Source organism: Aequitasia blattaphilus (genome assembly GCF_024721305.1).
GTDB lineage: Bacteria > Bacillota > Clostridia > Lachnospirales > Lachnospiraceae > Aequitasia > Aequitasia blattaphila.
This window is the reverse complement of sequence record NZ_JAMXOD010000019.1, coordinates 34,839-52,187: the sequence shown is the minus strand read 5'-3', so window position 1 is coordinate 52,187 and position 17,349 is coordinate 34,839. Positions and strand designations below refer to the sequence as shown.

Here is a 17,349-nt window from a genome sequence, read left to right as displayed (position 1 = left end):
CTAAAATATACATCGTTTCTTTTAGTGTCCTTAATCTCAAGGGCACTATTTTTTAACTTTATAGGAAAGTCACGGACTTTCCTATAAAGCAAAAAAAGAGGGAACTGTTGCAACGGTCCCCTCTTTAAAACTTTTCTATTTTCTTAACCTATCTTTTCTAAAAGCATCTTTGCACAATCAATTTGATTCGGAATGTTCCCATTCTCATCTTTAATTCTCCAAATATCTGGAGTGATTTCATCTGCAACAACTACTTTTCCAGTCTCGTCATAACCCAATTCAATCTTAAAGTCAATCAGTGTATAACCCATCTTTGCCACTTCTTCTCTCAGTAATGCTCCTACTTTCTCTAGTACTCCAAGAGCCTCATCATACTGACCTGGCGCCAACAGATTTTTCATCAAGCATAACCTTTCACTAATCAGCGGATCCCCTTGCTCATCATCTTTTAACGTAACTTCTAAGTATGGTGGCTCAAATGGAATGCCTTCCTCAAGAGTAAAACGACGGCACATGCTTCCTGCAGTAAAATAACGAAGAACAAACTCCAGTGGCGGAACGGTTACTTCTCGTACTTCCATTAATCCTTTTTCAATATCCGCACCTTTATAATGCGTTGGAATGCCATTTTTTTCCATCAGTTCAAAGAAATAGCTGGAGATTTTCAGCCCCGTCTTTCCTTTTCCCTCAACGCTGCCACCTACTGTGTTCGATCCAGGATCAAAGACACCGTTTTCTCCCGTTGCGCTATCTTTAAATAGTAAGTAAACAGCTCCTGTTTCTTCGTCCTTAAGGACATCCTTTGTTTTTCCATCATATAGTTTTTTCATTCTGGTCTCCTTTTGTTTCTACTAATAATCTACTGTCCCTCTATCATACTATACTCCCCTCTTTTTTGTCATGTGAATTCTTCGGTTTCCAAAGAAATGCCCTTATCGTTTCAATTTTTATGGCTGTAACCCATACTTATCCATTTCATTTTTAATGTATTCTCTAAAAGTTGTTGGCTTTCTTCCAAGCAGCCACGTCAAAACATTTCCATTTCCTGCAATCCCATAATCACCATATGTCTCTGACAGGCACTTAAATGTTTTCACGAAATAGCTGTCATACTTCCCATTCCCAAAGTATTCAATAATATTTTCTACCGGCACCTGATTACACACAGCGCCCCGTCCTGTAATTTCATTAAAGAGCTCCACCATATCCACTGGTGATAAAAAGTCATTGCCTACCAATTCATATGTGGCGTTCTGATGCCCATCTTCGCTTAACACCTTAGCCGCAACTTCTCCTACATCTGCTGCATCGACATAACTTAATTTAGTTGTCTTAGTGTAGAAACAATTGTATGCTCCCGTTTCCCAAACCATCGGAATCGAAAAGTTATGATTGTAATGCATTGGTTGTAAAATGGTATAGTTAAGATTATGAGATAATCCCTTATAAACCAGGTATTCCTCCGCATAAAGTTTTTGAGTATGTTGCAAAAGCGTTGACATATTCGGATGTGTCACAGACATCATAACAAATTGCTTTACTCCCGCTTCAATTGCTTCATCAATACAAAGCTTTGCCATGTCTGCTTCATCGTACACAAAAAGTGGTGGCATATAGAGTATTTGATCACATCCACTGATTGCCTTTTTAATCACTTCACGGTCACGACAATTTCCTACTATTGTTTCTTTTACACCTATCTCTTTTAACTTTTCTACCTTATCAGAGATATCCAGTGCCCGAACCTCCAAACCTTTTTTTACTAACTGAGGGATCACATGACTGGCTGCACCGCCAGCTGCACACGTTACTAGAATCATTACACATTTCTCCTTTTCTTTTTGTTGTATATTTTACATTGATTTGTTACCATGTTTTATAAAGATACAAATATCAAAAGGAGGTTTTCTGATGGATATTGAACAACTACAATCTTTTCTCACCTTGTCACAAACCCTTAATTATACCAAGGCTGCAGAAAACCTATATATCACCCAGCCAACTCTCTCCCGCCATATAAAACATCTTGAAACAGAATTGGGATGTCGGCTATTTGACCGTAACACGAAACAAGTAAGTCTATCAGCAAAAGGCGAATCCTTCCTGAAATACGCAACCAATATATTGCTGGAATACAACCGTGGTTTAGCACATATCACCGGCGAAGCCTTTCAAAATGCCGACACTCTGAACTTTGGCTTTCTTCGTGGCGGTACTGAGAACTCACTTTTGTCTCTACTACAAAATTTCACAGCTGATCATCCCAAAATTCAGCTGAAACTTCATGATGGGAATCACAACGACTTATTGTCTGCTCTTAAATATGGGACTCATGATTTCACCCTAACAATGGGCAGTACCCTTGCAGGCAATGCTGGTCTTGGGCACCTTCCTTTCAGTAATTTAACTACCGTTTTAATCGTTCCTAAAAACCACCCGCTGGCATCCAAAACCAGTGTATGCTTCCAGGATTTTTACGATCAGCCATATCTCTGTGTTCACAAACACATTACAAATGCTTGGTATGAATATGTGATTAGCCTCTACCTAAGCAATGGCTTTTTTCCCCTTCACAGCGGAACTTGTGACAGCGTAATAACCTTATTAATGATGGTATCTTTAGGCAAAGGAATTACCATTCTAACGGATGGGTGCCGGGATGCAATGCCAGAAAATCTAGTTGCAATCCCAATTCAAAATGTGCCTTCTACAAATATGGTAATTGGGTACTCCCACAAGAACATCAACCCGGCAGTTCCTCTCTTTATTAAGTGGTTTCAAAAAAACAGTACCCTGATACTATGATTTACTTGTTTTTATCATAGCATCAGGGCACTCTCATGAGAAATTCTGATCTAGCATAAAGTTATACGAAATATAAATAACACCAATCAAACAACTGCCTTATCCTTCCATTTTCCACTATAATAGCGAATTATAAACAACACACATCTAAAGCCCCAATCAATCATCATTGCAACCCAAACAGAACTTACCCCCATTCCCAAAACCTTGGCCAGCAAAAAGGCCGAGCCGATTCGGAAAGCCCACATAGAAAAAGTGGAAATATATAAGGCGATATTCGCATCTCCTGCCGCTCGTAAAGTGCTTGGAAGAATAAAGGATTCCGGCCAAATCAAAGTACATCCAATACTATGCATCGTAATAATAATATAGACTTCTCTTTCTGCTTCTGGTGACAGTCCATAAATTTTCATAAAAACAGGCAAAAGTAAATAGGTCACAACCGACATCATTCCAATCGCAATGTGAGCGATTATAATAATTTTGCGATTGTAATATTTTGCCTGCTCGTAATCGTTTGCACCTATACACCGAGAGATAACTGCCGTTGTTGCCAAGCCTAATGCAATCCCCGGAAGTATCTGCAAAAGAGCTAGAATATTGGAAACTGCATTTGCTGCTATTGCATAAGTTCCAAAAGATGATACCAAACCCAGGACAACGATTTTTCCTACTTGGAACATACTATTTTCCAATCCATTGGGAATACCAATACGCAGAATTCGTTTCACCATTTTAAAATCCAACCTTATTTTAGCCGTTTTCGCAATATGCAGTAAACGACTTTGATCTAAGAGCAGGAACAAAATCACAAATGCCGCTACTGCCCGGGAAACCAATGTTGGAATGGCAACGCCAGCTGTACCCATTCCGAAACCATAGACTAAGCCGATATCACCTACCACATTAATCACATTCATCAAAAGGGCTATTTTCATTGTCACACCAGAATTACCCATGGTTCTAAAAATTGCCGCCCCACCATTATAAAGAGCAATGAAAGGAATCGATGCCGTTACAATATCAAAGTAAATACTAGCATGTCTTTCTACCGCAGCATCTATCTTTCCAAACAGAACGTGTATCACAAAGGGCTTTAACAGGTATACTACTATCATAACAACTACTGAAGAAATAAGAATAAAATAAATCAACTGGCTGGCTGCCTTGCTTCCTTTTTCTTTTTCTTGCCTTCCCAGGTATTGTCCTGCCACCACGGCACCACCCGTTGCCAAAGCCGCAAATAGGTTGATCATCAGAATCATGACTTGATCCACCAGCGATACACCGGATACCGCTGCCTCTCCTGCTCTTGCCACAATCATGGAGTCTACCATACCAACAATAACGGCCAAAAATTGTTCAATGATTAGTGGGACAATCAGCAGAAACAGTGCTTTATTTGTAAACAATAAATTCTTTTTATCTATTTTCATTTCACACAACCTTCCTCATTTCAGATTATACGCTTATGTATCCTTGTTTTCAATCCACTAAGCCTGGATATTTTATCACTTGTCAAATCCAGCCATCTTCTTCGAAATTATTATAAAGAAAAAAATTGCAGACACTTAAAATAAATATCTGCAATTCCTTCTTTTATTTAAAACTATAGTTTTTTATATAATTATACTCTCGATGGAAAAGACCTAAGATCCAGACGGTACTCTTACAAGTCGCACCTTCTCACCTTCTTGAACCGCCATCAACACTGGAACGTGCTTCTTTCGGAGTAGATGTATCATTGGATAATTCATGAGCATTCCACTTTCCATGACTACTGCCTCTGGTTTATACTTAAGTATCTTCTTTAATTCTTTCTTTTGCATATTCTTCCAGTCTTCTTTTTTCATATCTATTTTATCGTAAAATCCATCCTTCTCATCTTCAATTAAACGAGGCATTTCCGGAAAATACATTCTCTTAATTGTTGTATGCTCCATTCCTGCCACCATCTTAACTTTTTCTTCCAGATTCTTCACTGCAATATCGGTCAGACTCTCCTTATCCCTCTCTTTGTAATAAATAATCACTGGTGCATTTACGTATGCTCGTCTACTGATTTTACAGGCCTCTTTTGCGTCTTCAATTTTACCAACTGTCATAATAAAGCCGCCTTTATGACAAAAATTGGCTGATGCTAACCCGGTTACCTTTTGTAGTTCTTCACCTTCTAGCCCTAACCATTCCCCAGGAAAATCACACTTGTAATTCATTGATCCTGGTTTTTTCAGAGGCTGAATACAGTACCCGCCTCGGTTCGAGGGGAATACAATGAATTCAATTTCTGTGTCAGTCAGTTTTTTCTGACAGGGAACAAATCTGGGCATCACTAAGATTCCGTCCTCTGCCTGATCCATAAATTCTGCCACCTGCTGGTCTGCCCGCTCGTTTCCACGATATTTCGCGAATTTGTTTTCCAATACATTTCCTGCAAGTTTTACTGCCTCATAAAATGCTTCGTCGTTATTACCTTCTTCGTCCCATGATAAGTTGAAATCACCGATTAAAGAAGCCATTTCATTTCTTTCACCTGTGTTATCGTTTTGGTCAAGGGGCTGTACAAAATCTGCATCAAAGCGAAGAGCCAACTCCTCACCAAGTATTTCTTCTCCCAGCTTCTCCCACAAGAGGCCGAAGGCAGCGAAAGGAATTCCATTTTCACGTATGCGACTATCCTTTTGATGATGGTCGAATTCCCCTCTGCCTATATCAAATACGATTCCATCAAAATCTTCCGGCACGGTATTGCCTCGTACTATTTCGATTTCCGGATTCAAATAGAGAAGCAGTGCTGCCGAAAACACGTCATCTGCATGGAATTTCCCTCCATGTGTAAATGCTTTTCCCTCTTTCTTTTTTACCATTTCTATTAAGCTGCTCATTTATTAGTCCTTTCTTGAGACTGATATTTAATAATCACAAATGACATAACCAGAAGAATCATCCAAAAAAATATATTTTCATGATCTCCTGTCATTGGCTTTCCACCAGTAGTCATCTATCACATAGTATAACATGCTTTTCTTCAAAACCTCCAGTCATACGTTTTTAATTATAGGATTATATCTATGAAGCTTTGTCAAATTGACTATTGTATAGGTCCATATAAAAGCCACTTTTGCTCATTAACTCATCATGGGTTCCATTTTCAATTATATCACCATCCTTCATCACGAGAATCAGGTCAGCATTGCGGATTGTGGAGAGCCGATGGGCGATTACAAAAGAAGTTCTTCCTGCCATTAAACGATCCATCGCCTTTTGAATCAACACCTCGGTGCGGGTATCCACTGAGCTTGTGGCTTCATCAAGAATTAGCAAGGGAGCATTTTCCGCCATCGCTCTTGCAATCGTTACTAATTGCTTCTGCCCTGCTGAAAGACTGGCATTATCATCTAAGACAGTATCTAAACCTTTCGGTAAGGTCTTAATGAAGTGGTACAATCCCGTTGCCCTACACACTTCTATAAGTTGCTCTTCGGTAACTCCTTCTTTATTGTAGATGATGTTCTCCCTAATGGTTCCTTCAAAGAGCCAGGTATCCTGTAAAACCATGCCGAAAAGTTGATGTACGTTTTCTCTCGTAAGACCATCCATCTGCTTACCATCAATAGAAATCGAACCACCATTCAATTCATAGAAACGCATAAGCAAATTTACCATGGTCGTCTTCCCTGCACCGGTTGGGCCTACAATAGCTATTTTTTGTCCTCCCTTCGCCGAAGCTGAGAAGTTGTGTATAATCTCTTTGTCCGGCTGATAGCCGAATCGTACATTGGTAAATTCAATGTCACCTCTTTCTACCTGGAAATTTTCTATTTTTCCTTCCTCGTCAGAGAGCTCCTCTTCTTCTAAAAGAGCAAACGCCCGCTCACTGGCTGCTGCTGCCGACTGTAAGCTGGTGATTACTTGAGCAATCTGGGAAAGAGGCTGGGTAAAAAGACGAATATAGACCATAAATGCAACAATCACACCAAAAGAAATTGAGCCATTCATCACTAATACCGCTCCTACCACACAAACCACAACGTAGCCTAAATTACCAACAAATCCCATTAACGGCATCATAAGACCTGACATGAATTGAGATTTCCATGCAGAATTGTACAACGCCTTATTCATTTCATTAAATTCTTGTTTTGCCACCCCTGCCAAAGCCATCAACCAATTCGTATGAAACATCATTACCAAAGCACCAACAAACATCGTTACCGAAGTTACCAAAGAGCTAAGACTCTGGGTTAAGGACTGACCAATGGTATCCACGTCATTAGTAATCCGGGAAAGAGTATCTCCCACTGTAGTTCCGTCAAAATATTTAAGGGGCAGGCGATTCACCTTTGCCAGTAAATCCCTGCGCAGACGTTTCGTGGTACGCTGTGCCAAATTAGACATCATTACCCCTTGAATTACATTAAACAAAAAACCCAAACCATAGAGTCCTGCTAAAAATAAAGCGACTGAGGTAAACGCTGATACATCTATCCCTGTGCGTATTCCCTCCACAATAATATTCGTCATCTCTGAAAGGTAATCAGGACCAATGACGTTAAATATCGAACCTATAATTGCTAAAATTACAGCAATAACTAAAATGGGCAGTGAGCGCCTGCAATAGCTCACGAGTTTAGAAATCGCAGCACCAAAATTCTTCGCTTTTTCTCCACCACCTATATTGCCTCGTCCGCCCATGGGCATTACCCCTGTTTTCTTTCCATTATCTGCCATTTTTTAATTCCTCCTCTGAAAGCTGAGACGCGGCAATCTCTTGAATCTATGGCTGAAAATGGCATTGAAGCGCTGAATTTGCTGGATACGCAGCATATTGATCTAATCTTGTTAGATGTGATGATGCCCCAAATGGATGGCTATGAATTTACCGAAGAGCTGCGAAAAAGTGGAGATTCTACACCAATCTTGATGGTAACGGCAAAGCATTTGCCAGAGGAGAAATGTAAAGGCTTTCTTGTGGGAACCGATGACTATATGGTCAAACCAGTCAACGAAGAGGAAATGCTGCTACGAATCAAGGCATTGCTGCGCCGCTCTCAAATTGCCAATGAACGTAAACTCCATCTCGGTAAAGTTGAATTAGACTATGATGCCCTTACTGTTTCCCGGGAAGGAGACACCCAGACTTTGCCACAAAAAGAGTTTTATCTTCTCTATAAATTACTTTCATATCCAAACAAAATCTTTACAAGGCTGCAACTGATGGATGAAATTTGGGGGATGGAGTCCAATACCGTTGACACCACTGTTAATGTCCACATCAACCGACTGCGAAAGCGCTTTGATAAGTACCCTGAGTTTGAACTCGTGGCTATTCGCGGCATCGGCTATAAGGCGGTGATTACCTGTGAATAAACTAAGAACACTAGTAAAGCACTTTAGCATGCTCCTTATCTTTACCGCCTTTATATTTGTTATTATGTCGGTTTCCATGTTTCTCGTCTTTGGCGGAATGAATTTACTAATCCGTTCCGAAACCTTTCAGCGTCCTATGTATTTCTTTGCTGCAATCAGCCTCCTCGTTGCTGTCTTTATGGCCATCTTTTTTGGTCGAAGACCCTTAAAGACTTGGCATATATTAACCGGTGCCGCTAACGAGATTGCCAGTGGTAATTACAATGTCCGGGTAGAACCGAAAGATCCGGAAGTCGTGAAAGACCTGTTCCAAAGCTTTAACCATATGGCGAAAGAGTTAGGTAGTGTGGAGATACTACGTTCTGACTTTATCAATAATTTCTCTCACGAATTCAAGACCCCTATTGTCTCCATTAAGGGTTTCGCCAAGATGTTAAAACGAAATGATCTAACTACAGAAGAACGAGAAGAATATTTAGACATAATTATCAGCGAATCCGAACGCTTAAGCTCTTTAGCTAATAGCGTCCTGAGTCTTTCAAAGATTGAACAACAGACCATCCTTACCCGGCGAGAATATTTTAACGTCAGCAAACAAATTCGCTTAGTAATCGCCATGATGCTCAGTAAATGGCCGAATAAAAACGTGAATATCATCTTTGACAGTGATGAGATATACCTATCCGGTGATGAAGAATTATTAAGACAGGTATGGCTTAACCTCATGGATAACGCCATAAAATTTTCACCAGATGGCGGGGAAGTTACCATTCAGATTCTATCAGAAATGGATGACGTTACCATCCTTTTCTGTAACCAAGGACCTGACATGACACCTGAAACCGCAAATCATCTCTTTGATAAGTTCTATCAGGGTGATGCTTCCCGTACCACCGCCGGGAATGGCCTTGGACTTACAATTGTAAGGCAGATTATTACCCTCCATGGCGGCACCATTCAAGTTAAGGATGCTGACTCTACTGGTACTGTGTTTGAAATTGTACTTCCCAAGAGGTAAAAAGATACACCTACTCTGTCTGCCAACAGAGTAGGCGTATCTTTTTACCTCTTTTTATTCATAACCTCATCATAGCTTGGAATTGAGGAGGATGCTCCTTTTCTTCCCACTGCAATTGCCGATGCCTTTGAGGCAATATCCATCGCTTCCTTTACCCCTTTTTTCTGAATTAGTGATGCAACAAAATAGCCTGTATAGGTATCTCCTGCTGCAGTAGTGTCTACAACATTCACTTTGTAACAAGATTGACTAATCCTCTCATGACTATCCAAATATTTGGATCCATGACTCCCTAAAGTCAATAAAATCTTTGCCTCAGGAAACTTTTCATGTAAATCGTCAAGAATTTCCTCGTCCATACATCTTTGCGTAGATGCGTTTAAAAGCTGGCACGCCTCCACCTCATTTAACAGGAGATAGTCTACCAAAGAAAGTGGAAATGCAAAGACTTTCTCATCCATTGGTGATGGGTTTAAAATCACTGTCATTCCTCTTTCCTTTGCTTGCTTTATAATATGAGGCATCTCATTGATTTCATTCTGCAAAACAATATAATCATCAGATCCAAAATGCGAAAGTACTTCATCCACATATTCTTTTTCAATTGCCTGATTCGATCCACCATATAAAATAATACAATTATCACCGTGTTTGTCGTTTTGTATAATAGCATTACCCGAACGATGTGACTGACTTACATGAACGTAATCCGTATGAACGCCAGCCTCCTTTAGTGTTGCTAGTAGAAACTCGCCGTCCATGCCAATGCTTCCCGCTTGATAGGTCTCCACACCAGCCTTTGCAAAAGCAATGGCCTGATTGAGTCCCTTACCACCACTAAAAACGGAAAGTCCACTAGAGGAAATTGTTTCACCTTTTCCTACGAAATGATCCACGTTATAGGTGTAGTCAATATTAAGTGCTCCAAATACTAATACTTTCATAAGCTTGCCTTCTCTTCTTTCATCAACCATTTTGCAATGTTTACAAATAATTTATTGTAACCCTTCCACTCACAAAACTCAGGTGGCGCCCAATGAGGTGCACAGTCTGTTGTAAATGCTGCTGAGCGTCCTTTTCCAAACTCGCCTATCGCAAGAAAAGGATTTCCTTCTACTTCTGCTATCACGGTTCCTTCTTCTCGCCGAAGTGTGCGATTGTAGCCCAAAACATTAGGCCATGGCCCAAGACCTTCCAGAATTTCATGAGACACGGTAGTAACTGGCGTGATACCTTCACAATGCTCCATACGATCATCTGTGGAAAGAATCTGTACTGGAAGAACCTCTTGAACTGCCGTATCCTGCCACTTTCCTTTTCCATCAACACCTGAAAATGTTAAGTATCCACCAACCATCAGTAGGGCACCACCATTCCTTACATAATCTCTAATCAGATTGCAGCGATTTGGTCTTTTGATGCTTTTTGTAAACGTATCCCCTGGCAACAGTAATGTATTCGCACCAATATCTGACAAAATAATCATATCATATACACTCAATTCTTCAATAGTAAATGGAAACTCTTCTGCGGCCAGGTGATTCGGCATAAATATAAATTCATACCCGCCGTCTTCATAAGCTCGTTTTAAGTACTTTTCACCAGTTTCATACGCTGATGTATAAAAAGAATCAAACCCTTTGACATGAGTCGTGTAACTCATCCAAGACTCTCCTGCTAATAATATTTTTTTCATATGCAATCCTCTCACTTCTGTTTAGATATTCGGGTTGTCCATTAGAGCGAGTGGATAATCCCCTAGCCTTTTTACTTCAAAATCATTCTTCTTAAATTCTTCGTAATCAAAAGCATCTAACTCATCAATTGATAATTTATGAAACTCATAAAAATTTGGCCACCACTCATATCCCGTTCCAAGCTCCGCACTAAGATAGGCATCCGCTATATCTTTACCCATTTGTGGCGCTACATAAAAAGCCCCCATTGTTAATACGTTTACACCATTACCTGTGATTGCTCTGCGAGCAGCCGGTACGCTTTCCACAACCCCAGCATGCACTCCCGGACACTTGCTTGCAGCGATATGGATCCCCATCCCTGTTCCACAGAATAAAATTGCTCTTTCAAATTCTTTTTCCGTTATCTTTGCCCCCGCTTTAAGACCAATACGGTGGAACATTTCTGGCTCCTTTTCATCCGCTGACTTAACACCGATATCCGTAACCTTCCAGCCTTTACTTTTCAAGTGCTCCACCACAGCCTCCTTTAGGGGAAACCCAGCAAAGTCTGCAGCTACTAATATATTTTTATCTTTTACCGTCTTCATATAAACTCCTCCTGTAATCGTATCATTTTCTTTTTAATAACTTAATATTATTTTCCGAAAAGTAATCCAAAACCATAACAAATAGAAGAACTGCCCCCCAGATCAACGAGATATAATAGCTACTAATTTGTGGAAATCGATTGATTCCTGTTTCCAATACTCTCACTAAAATAGTTGCTAAAATTACACCTGATATTTTCCCTCTTCCTCCTGCTGGACTAACACCACCAAGCACGACAATTAAAATCGATTGCAGGGTATAATTGGTTCCATAATCTGCACGTGCCGAATTGTAATTCGCCAACATAATCATGCCTCCAAGGGCTGCACATATACCTGAAATAATATAGGTTTTTATAAGCAAATAATTCACTTTAAGTCCGCTAAAACGTGCTGCCTTTTGACTTGTACCAATCATCATGATTTTCTTTCCATAAGTAGTTTTTGTCAGAATGATTGCAAGAACTATAGCAACTAAAGCAAAGATGATAAATTGAACTGGAATTCCAGCAAATCTTGAATTCACAACGTAAGCATAGTCTTTGGGGAAATCACTAATGGCTGCTCCATTAGTCAATACAATTCCAATACCAGTAAATAGCTCTCCCATTCCCAACGTTACCAGGATAGGTGGAATGTCAAAGGTCGTAATCAAAAAACCGTTTAGTGCTCCTGCAACCGTTCCAATTAAGATAGCAAATAAAAAGAGAATTGGAATCCAGAATACCGCCATTGTTCCTGTATCACCACCTATACTTCTCATAAGAAGTGCAGAAGCTATCGCTGTCGTATTGGCTACACCAACTACCGATAAGTCGATTCCACTAGTAATCATACATACCATTACACCTAGTGACATAAGACCAAATTCTGGGAACTGGGCGAACATCGTCTGAAAGTTAATCACAGTATAGAATTTCGAGAAACGAGTAATTGCCATAAAAACAGCCCATAATACCATAATAATAACTAATCTTTTCACGTGTTTATCTTTCAAAAATGAGGTTTTCTTCATTATGCCACCTCCTTATCTACTGTCAGTTTCACTCTTTGTTTATCCGCTCTTTTTACTTGGTAAGCACTCATCGCTGTACCAATTACAATAAGCAGACCTACAAATACTTTTTTCCAAACAACAGGAACACCAATTAGAATCAGTGAATTCTCAACGAGAACAATCAACAATGTTCCTAACATGCAACCTGTTAGTGTTCCCTTTCCACCGACCATCGAGGTTCCGCCTAGGACAACACCGGCAATAATGTTCATCTCCATTCCCAACATATTCGTTGGATGTGCTTGTTGCATCATACATACACGGATAACTCCGGCTACACTGGCAATTACACCGGCAAACACATAAAGTAAAAACTTCGTTCGTTTTACTTTAAATCCTGCATTATAGGCAGCCGACTCATTTCCACCAATAGCATATATCCCTCGACCAAACATGGTATATCGAAGAACGAAAAACGTAATAATCAGTACGAGTATTAACACTAAAAAGGCAACGGGTAAGACCGAAGTAAGCCCACTCTTAGCATTCTCTGCTGTTGCCAATGCTGATGTTCCAAATTTTTTCATTCCACTAGGAATAACTGCCAATTGCTTCGACTTCAATGTTCCTTGCATAAACCCTTTAAATACACTGGATGTACCTAGCGTTACAATCAACGCTGGAAGCTTTAAATATCCTACAAAAAAACCATTTATACTCCCTAATATAATCCCAATAACAATAGCTAATAATATTGGCACTAAAATGTTCCCTGAATACTCTGCATCCAAAAGACTTTTTGTAATAGCATATGCGGACAACGATGCTAATGCCGGAAAAGATACATCTATACCTCCGGACAAAAGTACGAGAAATGCTCCTACAGCAAACATTCCCGGAACCACCATTGCGGATAAAATATCTACGATATTATTAGGAGTATAAAATTGCCCTGACCGAAATTGAATCAACAATGAAAGAGCAAATATAATAATCAATATATAGACTTCATTCTGTTGTAATATTTTTTTTATTCTTTTATTCACTGTGTCCCTCCTACATCATAATATCGATAATTTGTCGTTCTTGGATGTCATTGGTATCAAGTTCACCTGCCACTTGCCCATCTCTAAGTACCACGACCTTTGAACAGTTTTGCATAACCTCCGGTAAGTCATCCGAAATAATAATCACAGCCATCCCTGCATTGGCAAGTTTTTGTAAGATGCTGTGAATGTCATGCTTGGATCCAATATCAACGCCTACTGTGGGTCCGTTTAAAATTAGTACTTTGGGCTCACAGGCAAGCCATTTCGCCAAAACGATTCTTTGTTGATTCCCACCTGATAGCGTAGATGCCGCATTATCTGCATTTGGAGTGGCAATCGTTAGTTCACTAACCCACCTTTGAATCTCTCGTTCATACTTTTCTTTATCAACAAATCCTTTTTTGGTTAGTTTATCGATTTCAGAAATAACGATATTATCTCCAATACTACGCTCTAAGAAAAGACCTTCGCTTAATCGATCTTCAGGAACAAAACCAATCCCACTATTGATTGCTGCTTGTGGACTATCAATGACTGTCTCCTTTCCTTCAATCAGTATCTCTCCTGAAGTTGAAGGCTTAAGTCCGAAAAGAGATAATGCAAGCTCCGTTCTTCCTGAATCTAGCAAACCTGTGATACCTATAATTTCGCCGCCTTTAACTGCAAAATTAATATTCTTATAAAATCCATCAAGGGATAAATTTTTCACCTGAATTATATTATCTTTCGTAACATTGGTCGGTTTAAATACCGCATTATCAAATTCTCTACCTGTCATATAGAAGGAAAACTTTTTATCGTCTAAGTCTTCCGTATTACCTGTTGCAATTAATTTACCACTTCTAAAAATAGTAAATCGATCTGCTATTTCAAACACTTCATCCAACTTATGGCTAACAAATAAGATTGCTATTCCTTGTGCCTTAAGTTCCATAATTACTTTAAATAATGCTTTTACCTCTCTTTTAGTCAAAGCAGTTGTAGGCTCATCCATAATAATCAGCTTTGCATTAAACATTAGAGCTCTGCAAATTGCTACCATTTGCTTATCCGCTACTGATAAATTGCCAAGCTGAGCATCTAAATCTACTTTAAATCCAATCTTTGCTATCGCCTGCTGAGCTATTTCTCTCACATGCTTCCAATTGACAAATTTTCTATTCTCTACTAGCTCACTATTGATGGCTAAATTTTCCATTACCGTAAGATTTGGAAAAATCGAAAAGTCTTGGTAAATCACTTGTATTCCTCTTTTAATCGCATCTATTGGTGTGAGCTTTTCCACACTCTCTCCATCATATTCAACTATCCCTCCGTCTTTCTGATAAACTCCAGAAATCACCTTTATCAGCGTGGATTTACCGCAGCCATTTTCACCGGCGAGACAATGTATTTCTCCTCTTTTAATTTCCAATGTAACTTTATCTAACGCACGAACTCCTGAAAAGTGTTTTTCTATTTCAACTGCTCGTAGAACATAATCTTCCATATGCGCCTCCTCATATTTTAAATCAAAGGCCTGTCTAAGCAGGCCTTTAGAATTTATTTAGAATCCGAAGGAATCAACATTATCTGCATCAATAATAATTTGACCTTCACCTTCAAGTACTGTCTTGCTTCCTTCTCTAAATTGAAGATTCGTATATCCTTCCACTTCCAAATCAAGTGGTGCCTCAACTGTTTCCCCATCTAACACACTAACTGCTAGGGAAATCATTGCTTTTCCTGCTTGTGCTGGATCCCAGAGAGTAAGAGACTTGATAACACCATCTTTTAAGAGTTCAGCATTATCCGCTGGCATACCTGTTCCTGTTGTAAATACTTTACCGGTTAATCCCAGCTCTTGAATTGCCCTTGCTACACCTGGTGCATCATAGGAAGAAGTTCCCATGATACCTTTTAAATCTGGATATTTTTTTAATAGCTCTTTTGCCACGTTGTAAGCTGTGTCTCCATTGTCATTTGATTCAACTCTTGGTTCTGCTTCTAATAATGTTAAGTTTGGATATTTTTCCTTTTGGTGTTCTACCCCGGCATCAGCCCACTCATTATGAGATGCATTTGTAACATTTGCAACCATAGTTGTATACACACCTTCTTCTCCCATTGCTTCAGCTAAGTTATCCATGATGAAGGCTCCATATCCTTGGTTTGAGAACGCCTCAATATCATAGTCAACATTTTCCAACGATGCTCCTTCATGAGCAATTACTACAATGCCTGCTTCTCTAGCTTGCTTAAGTACAGGCTCAATTGATTCTGGATCAACTGGTACAACACAGATAGCATCTACACCTTGTGCAATTAAATCCTGAACTAACTGAGCTTGTTTTGTTGCATCGATTTCATCCGTACCTTTTTGATATGCATTAAGTCCTGTTTCCTCAGCGTATTCATTTACACCAGTCTCCATGCGAACAAACCATGGGTTCGATGAATCTTTTGGCACAACAACAATCTCATAATCTTCAGATGACTTTTCCCCAGATGCTTTCTCTTCTGATGAGTCTGTCTCATTTGCACCGCCTTGTCCGCTACACGCTACTAAACTAAATACCATTGCTGCTAATACTAATATTGATAATACTTTTTTAAGATTTTTCATACATCTTCTCCTCTTTGATTGATTTATATAAAACATTTTATGAAGTATAGATGCCTCCTTATCATCATTCTTCATTTATTAAAACGTTTTAATTTTTAGCAAAAAACTAAATCGAATCTCTTAATGTCAAACTTTGAGGTAACATAACATTCGCTATTTCCTGTCCTTTATGCTTCTTTTTGACCATTTTCCATATTGCATCACTTAGCAACTCACGATCCTGATGAATTGAAGATAGTCGTGGCGTTACATACTCATCTATACTAATATCATCACAACCAATTACCCCAAAATCCTCTGGAATGCGATATCCTTTTTCCAGGATTGCTTTTTGAACACCTATAGCCTGGAAGTCAGAAGACACAATAAATACATCCGGTAATTCATCTCTTCTGTGCTTCTCTAAAACTCTTTTCATATGCAAATATCCATTTTCTGCATTATTCAAACATAATTCTTCTGATATAAAAACATAGCTTTCTTTAAAACTATAACCATACTTTACCAAAGCATCTCGATAACCATCATATCGATCGTGAATATTCGACAAATCTAGAGGTTCGGAAATAAAACCGATGCTTTGATATCCTTTGTCTTTCAAGGTTCTCACCAAAATATCCATTGTGGCTTTGTTGTCAAATTCTACATACGATACACCTTCCACATCTGCTCGACGGTCTACTAATATAAACTTTACACCTTTTTTTATGTATGACTCCAAATACTTCTCATCACTATGCCCATTCAAAATAATAATTGTCTCAACATTATGTTCGTATAAGCTTTTCAGAGCCTTTTTCTCCTTCTCGATTGAGTACTCAAAGCCGAGAACAATAATGGTGTATCCCTCATTGTAAGCTTTATTCGATAAAGCAGTCGTTATACCAGAGCAGAAATTGTTTGATAAGTTCGGAATTAGCAAGCCAATCATCTTATTGTTTTTACTTCTCATGTTTCGTGCCAGGATGTTTGGAACATAATTGAGACTCTTTATTGCCTCATTTACCTTTTCAATGGTCTCCTCCGCAACTTTCTCCGGATTATTTATTACGTTTGAAACTGTTCCTATCGTGACTCCTGCCTTTTTGGCCACATCATGCATTGTTGCGCGTTTAAATTCTGTCATATCCACTCCATTTGAACGTTTTAATTTTATGTTCAAAGGATAGCACAGTTATATCTTTCAAGCAACTTTTTTTCATGTTTTCGTTACTTATG

At 39.1% G+C, this 17,349-nt stretch carries 16 protein-coding genes; 3 read left to right on the top strand and 13 right to left on the bottom strand.

Features of this window, described 5'->3' with window-relative positions; all coding sequences use genetic code 11:
* Nucleotides 1–143: 143 nt before the first annotated feature.
* Complete coding sequence (locus NHH15_RS12325; RefSeq protein ID WP_262066970.1) at nt 144–830, bottom strand: phosphoribosylaminoimidazolesuccinocarboxamide synthase; 687 nt, start codon at nt 828–830, stop codon at nt 144–146.
* A 117-nt stretch (nt 831–947) separates the two neighbouring features.
* Entirely contained in the window at nt 948–1,820 is an 873-nt protein-coding gene (locus tag NHH15_RS12320; RefSeq protein ID WP_262066969.1) for an SDR family oxidoreductase, read from the bottom strand.
* 91 nt (nt 1,821–1,911) lie between these two features.
* Between NHH15_RS12320 and NHH15_RS12315 the strand changes: the two genes are divergently transcribed.
* Nucleotides 1,912–2,805: a LysR family transcriptional regulator gene (locus NHH15_RS12315; protein WP_262066968.1), complete on the top strand. Its 894-nt coding sequence runs from the start codon at nt 1,912–1,914 to the stop codon at nt 2,803–2,805.
* An 86-nt stretch (nt 2,806–2,891) separates the two neighbouring features.
* Here NHH15_RS12315 and NHH15_RS12310 read toward each other — a convergent pair whose 3' ends face one another.
* The 3 genes from NHH15_RS12310 to NHH15_RS12300 form a co-directional block, all read right to left on the bottom strand.
* Nucleotides 2,892–4,241 (bottom strand): MATE family efflux transporter, encoded by a 1,350-nt coding sequence (locus NHH15_RS12310; RefSeq protein WP_262066967.1) that lies wholly within the window; start codon nt 4,239–4,241, stop codon nt 2,892–2,894.
* Between the two features lie 213 nt (nt 4,242–4,454).
* The gene (locus NHH15_RS12305) at nt 4,455–5,690 is read right to left on the bottom strand and encodes an MYG1 family protein (protein WP_262066966.1); all 1,236 of its coding nucleotides are present in this window, start codon (nt 5,688–5,690) and stop codon (nt 4,455–4,457) included.
* A 184-nt stretch (nt 5,691–5,874) separates the two neighbouring features.
* Nucleotides 5,875–7,536, bottom strand: a complete 1,662-nt coding sequence (locus tag NHH15_RS12300; RefSeq protein ID WP_262066965.1) for an ABC transporter ATP-binding protein — start codon at nt 7,534–7,536, stop codon at nt 5,875–5,877.
* A 48-nt stretch (nt 7,537–7,584) separates the two neighbouring features.
* Between NHH15_RS12300 and NHH15_RS12295 the strand changes: the two genes are divergently transcribed.
* Both NHH15_RS12295 and NHH15_RS12290 read left to right on the top strand, forming a co-directional pair.
* Complete coding sequence (locus NHH15_RS12295) at nt 7,585–8,175, top strand: response regulator transcription factor (RefSeq protein ID WP_330639231.1); 591 nt, start codon at nt 7,585–7,587, stop codon at nt 8,173–8,175.
* Nucleotides 8,168–9,193: a sensor histidine kinase gene (locus NHH15_RS12290; RefSeq protein WP_262066964.1), complete on the top strand. Its 1,026-nt coding sequence runs from the start codon at nt 8,168–8,170 to the stop codon at nt 9,191–9,193. Before NHH15_RS12295 ends, NHH15_RS12290 begins: the two co-directional genes overlap by 8 nt.
* Before the next feature lie 44 nt (nt 9,194–9,237).
* Here NHH15_RS12290 and NHH15_RS12285 read toward each other — a convergent pair whose 3' ends face one another.
* The 8 genes from NHH15_RS12285 to NHH15_RS12250 all read right to left on the bottom strand — a co-directional run bounded on the left by NHH15_RS12285 (nt 9,238) and on the right by NHH15_RS12250 (nt 17,257).
* The gene (locus NHH15_RS12285; RefSeq protein WP_262066963.1) at nt 9,238–10,137 is read right to left on the bottom strand and encodes a ribokinase; all 900 of its coding nucleotides are present in this window, start codon (nt 10,135–10,137) and stop codon (nt 9,238–9,240) included.
* Nucleotides 10,134–10,889 (bottom strand): glutamine amidotransferase, encoded by a 756-nt coding sequence (locus NHH15_RS12280; RefSeq protein WP_262066962.1) that lies wholly within the window; start codon nt 10,887–10,889, stop codon nt 10,134–10,136. The genes NHH15_RS12285 and NHH15_RS12280 overlap by 4 nt, the downstream gene beginning before the upstream one ends.
* A 21-nt stretch (nt 10,890–10,910) precedes the next feature.
* Complete coding sequence (locus NHH15_RS12275) at nt 10,911–11,480, bottom strand: RpiB/LacA/LacB family sugar-phosphate isomerase (RefSeq protein ID WP_262066961.1); 570 nt, start codon at nt 11,478–11,480, stop codon at nt 10,911–10,913.
* A gap of 22 nt (nt 11,481–11,502) precedes the next feature.
* Entirely contained in the window at nt 11,503–12,495 is a 993-nt protein-coding gene (locus tag NHH15_RS12270) for an ABC transporter permease (RefSeq protein ID WP_262066960.1), read from the bottom strand.
* The gene (locus NHH15_RS12265) at nt 12,495–13,523 is read right to left on the bottom strand and encodes an ABC transporter permease (protein ID WP_262066959.1); all 1,029 of its coding nucleotides are present in this window, start codon (nt 13,521–13,523) and stop codon (nt 12,495–12,497) included. The genes NHH15_RS12270 and NHH15_RS12265 overlap by 1 nt, the downstream gene beginning before the upstream one ends.
* 10 nt (nt 13,524–13,533) lie before the next feature.
* A complete protein-coding gene (locus tag NHH15_RS12260; protein ID WP_262066958.1) occupies nt 13,534–15,015 on the bottom strand; it encodes a sugar ABC transporter ATP-binding protein in 1,482 nt (493 codons plus the stop codon).
* A gap of 57 nt (nt 15,016–15,072) precedes the next feature.
* Nucleotides 15,073–16,131, bottom strand: coding sequence for an autoinducer 2 ABC transporter substrate-binding protein (locus NHH15_RS12255; RefSeq protein ID WP_262066957.1), 1,059 nt, complete (start codon nt 16,129–16,131; stop codon nt 15,073–15,075).
* A 106-nt stretch (nt 16,132–16,237) separates the two neighbouring features.
* Nucleotides 16,238–17,257 carry a LacI family DNA-binding transcriptional regulator gene (locus NHH15_RS12250; protein ID WP_262066956.1) on the bottom strand — a complete coding sequence of 340 codons (1,020 nt, stop codon included), beginning with the start codon at nt 17,255–17,257 and terminating at the stop codon, nt 16,238–16,240.
* Nucleotides 17,258–17,349: the final 92 nt, after the last annotated feature.

Excerpts from the sequence above, each read along its gene's own strand:
- NHH15_RS12325 (WP_262066970.1), bottom strand. The coding sequence starts at position 830 with ATGAAAAAACTATATGATGGAAAAACAAAGGATGTCCTTAAGGACGAA.
- NHH15_RS12320 (WP_262066969.1), bottom strand. The coding sequence starts at position 1,820 with ATGATTCTAGTAACGTGTGCAGCTGGCGGTGCAGCCAGTCATGTGATC.
- NHH15_RS12315 (WP_262066968.1), top strand. The coding sequence starts at position 1,912 with ATGGATATTGAACAACTACAATCTTTTCTCACCTTGTCACAAACCCTT.
- NHH15_RS12310 (WP_262066967.1), bottom strand. The coding sequence starts at position 4,241 with ATGAAAATAGATAAAAAGAATTTATTGTTTACAAATAAAGCACTGTTT.
- NHH15_RS12305 (WP_262066966.1), bottom strand. The coding sequence starts at position 5,690 with ATGAGCAGCTTAATAGAAATGGTAAAAAAGAAAGAGGGAAAAGCATTT.
- NHH15_RS12300 (WP_262066965.1), bottom strand. The coding sequence starts at position 7,536 with ATGGCAGATAATGGAAAGAAAACAGGGGTAATGCCCATGGGCGGACGA.
- NHH15_RS12295 (WP_330639231.1), top strand. The coding sequence starts at position 7,585 with ATGGCTGAAAATGGCATTGAAGCGCTGAATTTGCTGGATACGCAGCAT.
- NHH15_RS12285 (WP_262066963.1), bottom strand. The coding sequence starts at position 10,137 with ATGAAAGTATTAGTATTTGGAGCACTTAATATTGACTACACCTATAAC.
- NHH15_RS12280 (WP_262066962.1), bottom strand. The coding sequence starts at position 10,889 with ATGAAAAAAATATTATTAGCAGGAGAGTCTTGGATGAGTTACACGACT.
- NHH15_RS12275 (WP_262066961.1), bottom strand. The coding sequence starts at position 11,480 with ATGAAGACGGTAAAAGATAAAAATATATTAGTAGCTGCAGACTTTGCT.
- NHH15_RS12270 (WP_262066960.1), bottom strand. The coding sequence starts at position 12,495 with ATGAAGAAAACCTCATTTTTGAAAGATAAACACGTGAAAAGATTAGTT.
- NHH15_RS12260 (WP_262066958.1), bottom strand. The coding sequence starts at position 15,015 with ATGGAAGATTATGTTCTACGAGCAGTTGAAATAGAAAAACACTTTTCA.
- NHH15_RS12255 (WP_262066957.1), bottom strand. The coding sequence starts at position 16,131 with ATGAAAAATCTTAAAAAAGTATTATCAATATTAGTATTAGCAGCAATG.
- NHH15_RS12250 (WP_262066956.1), bottom strand. The coding sequence starts at position 17,257 with ATGACAGAATTTAAACGCGCAACAATGCATGATGTGGCCAAAAAGGCA.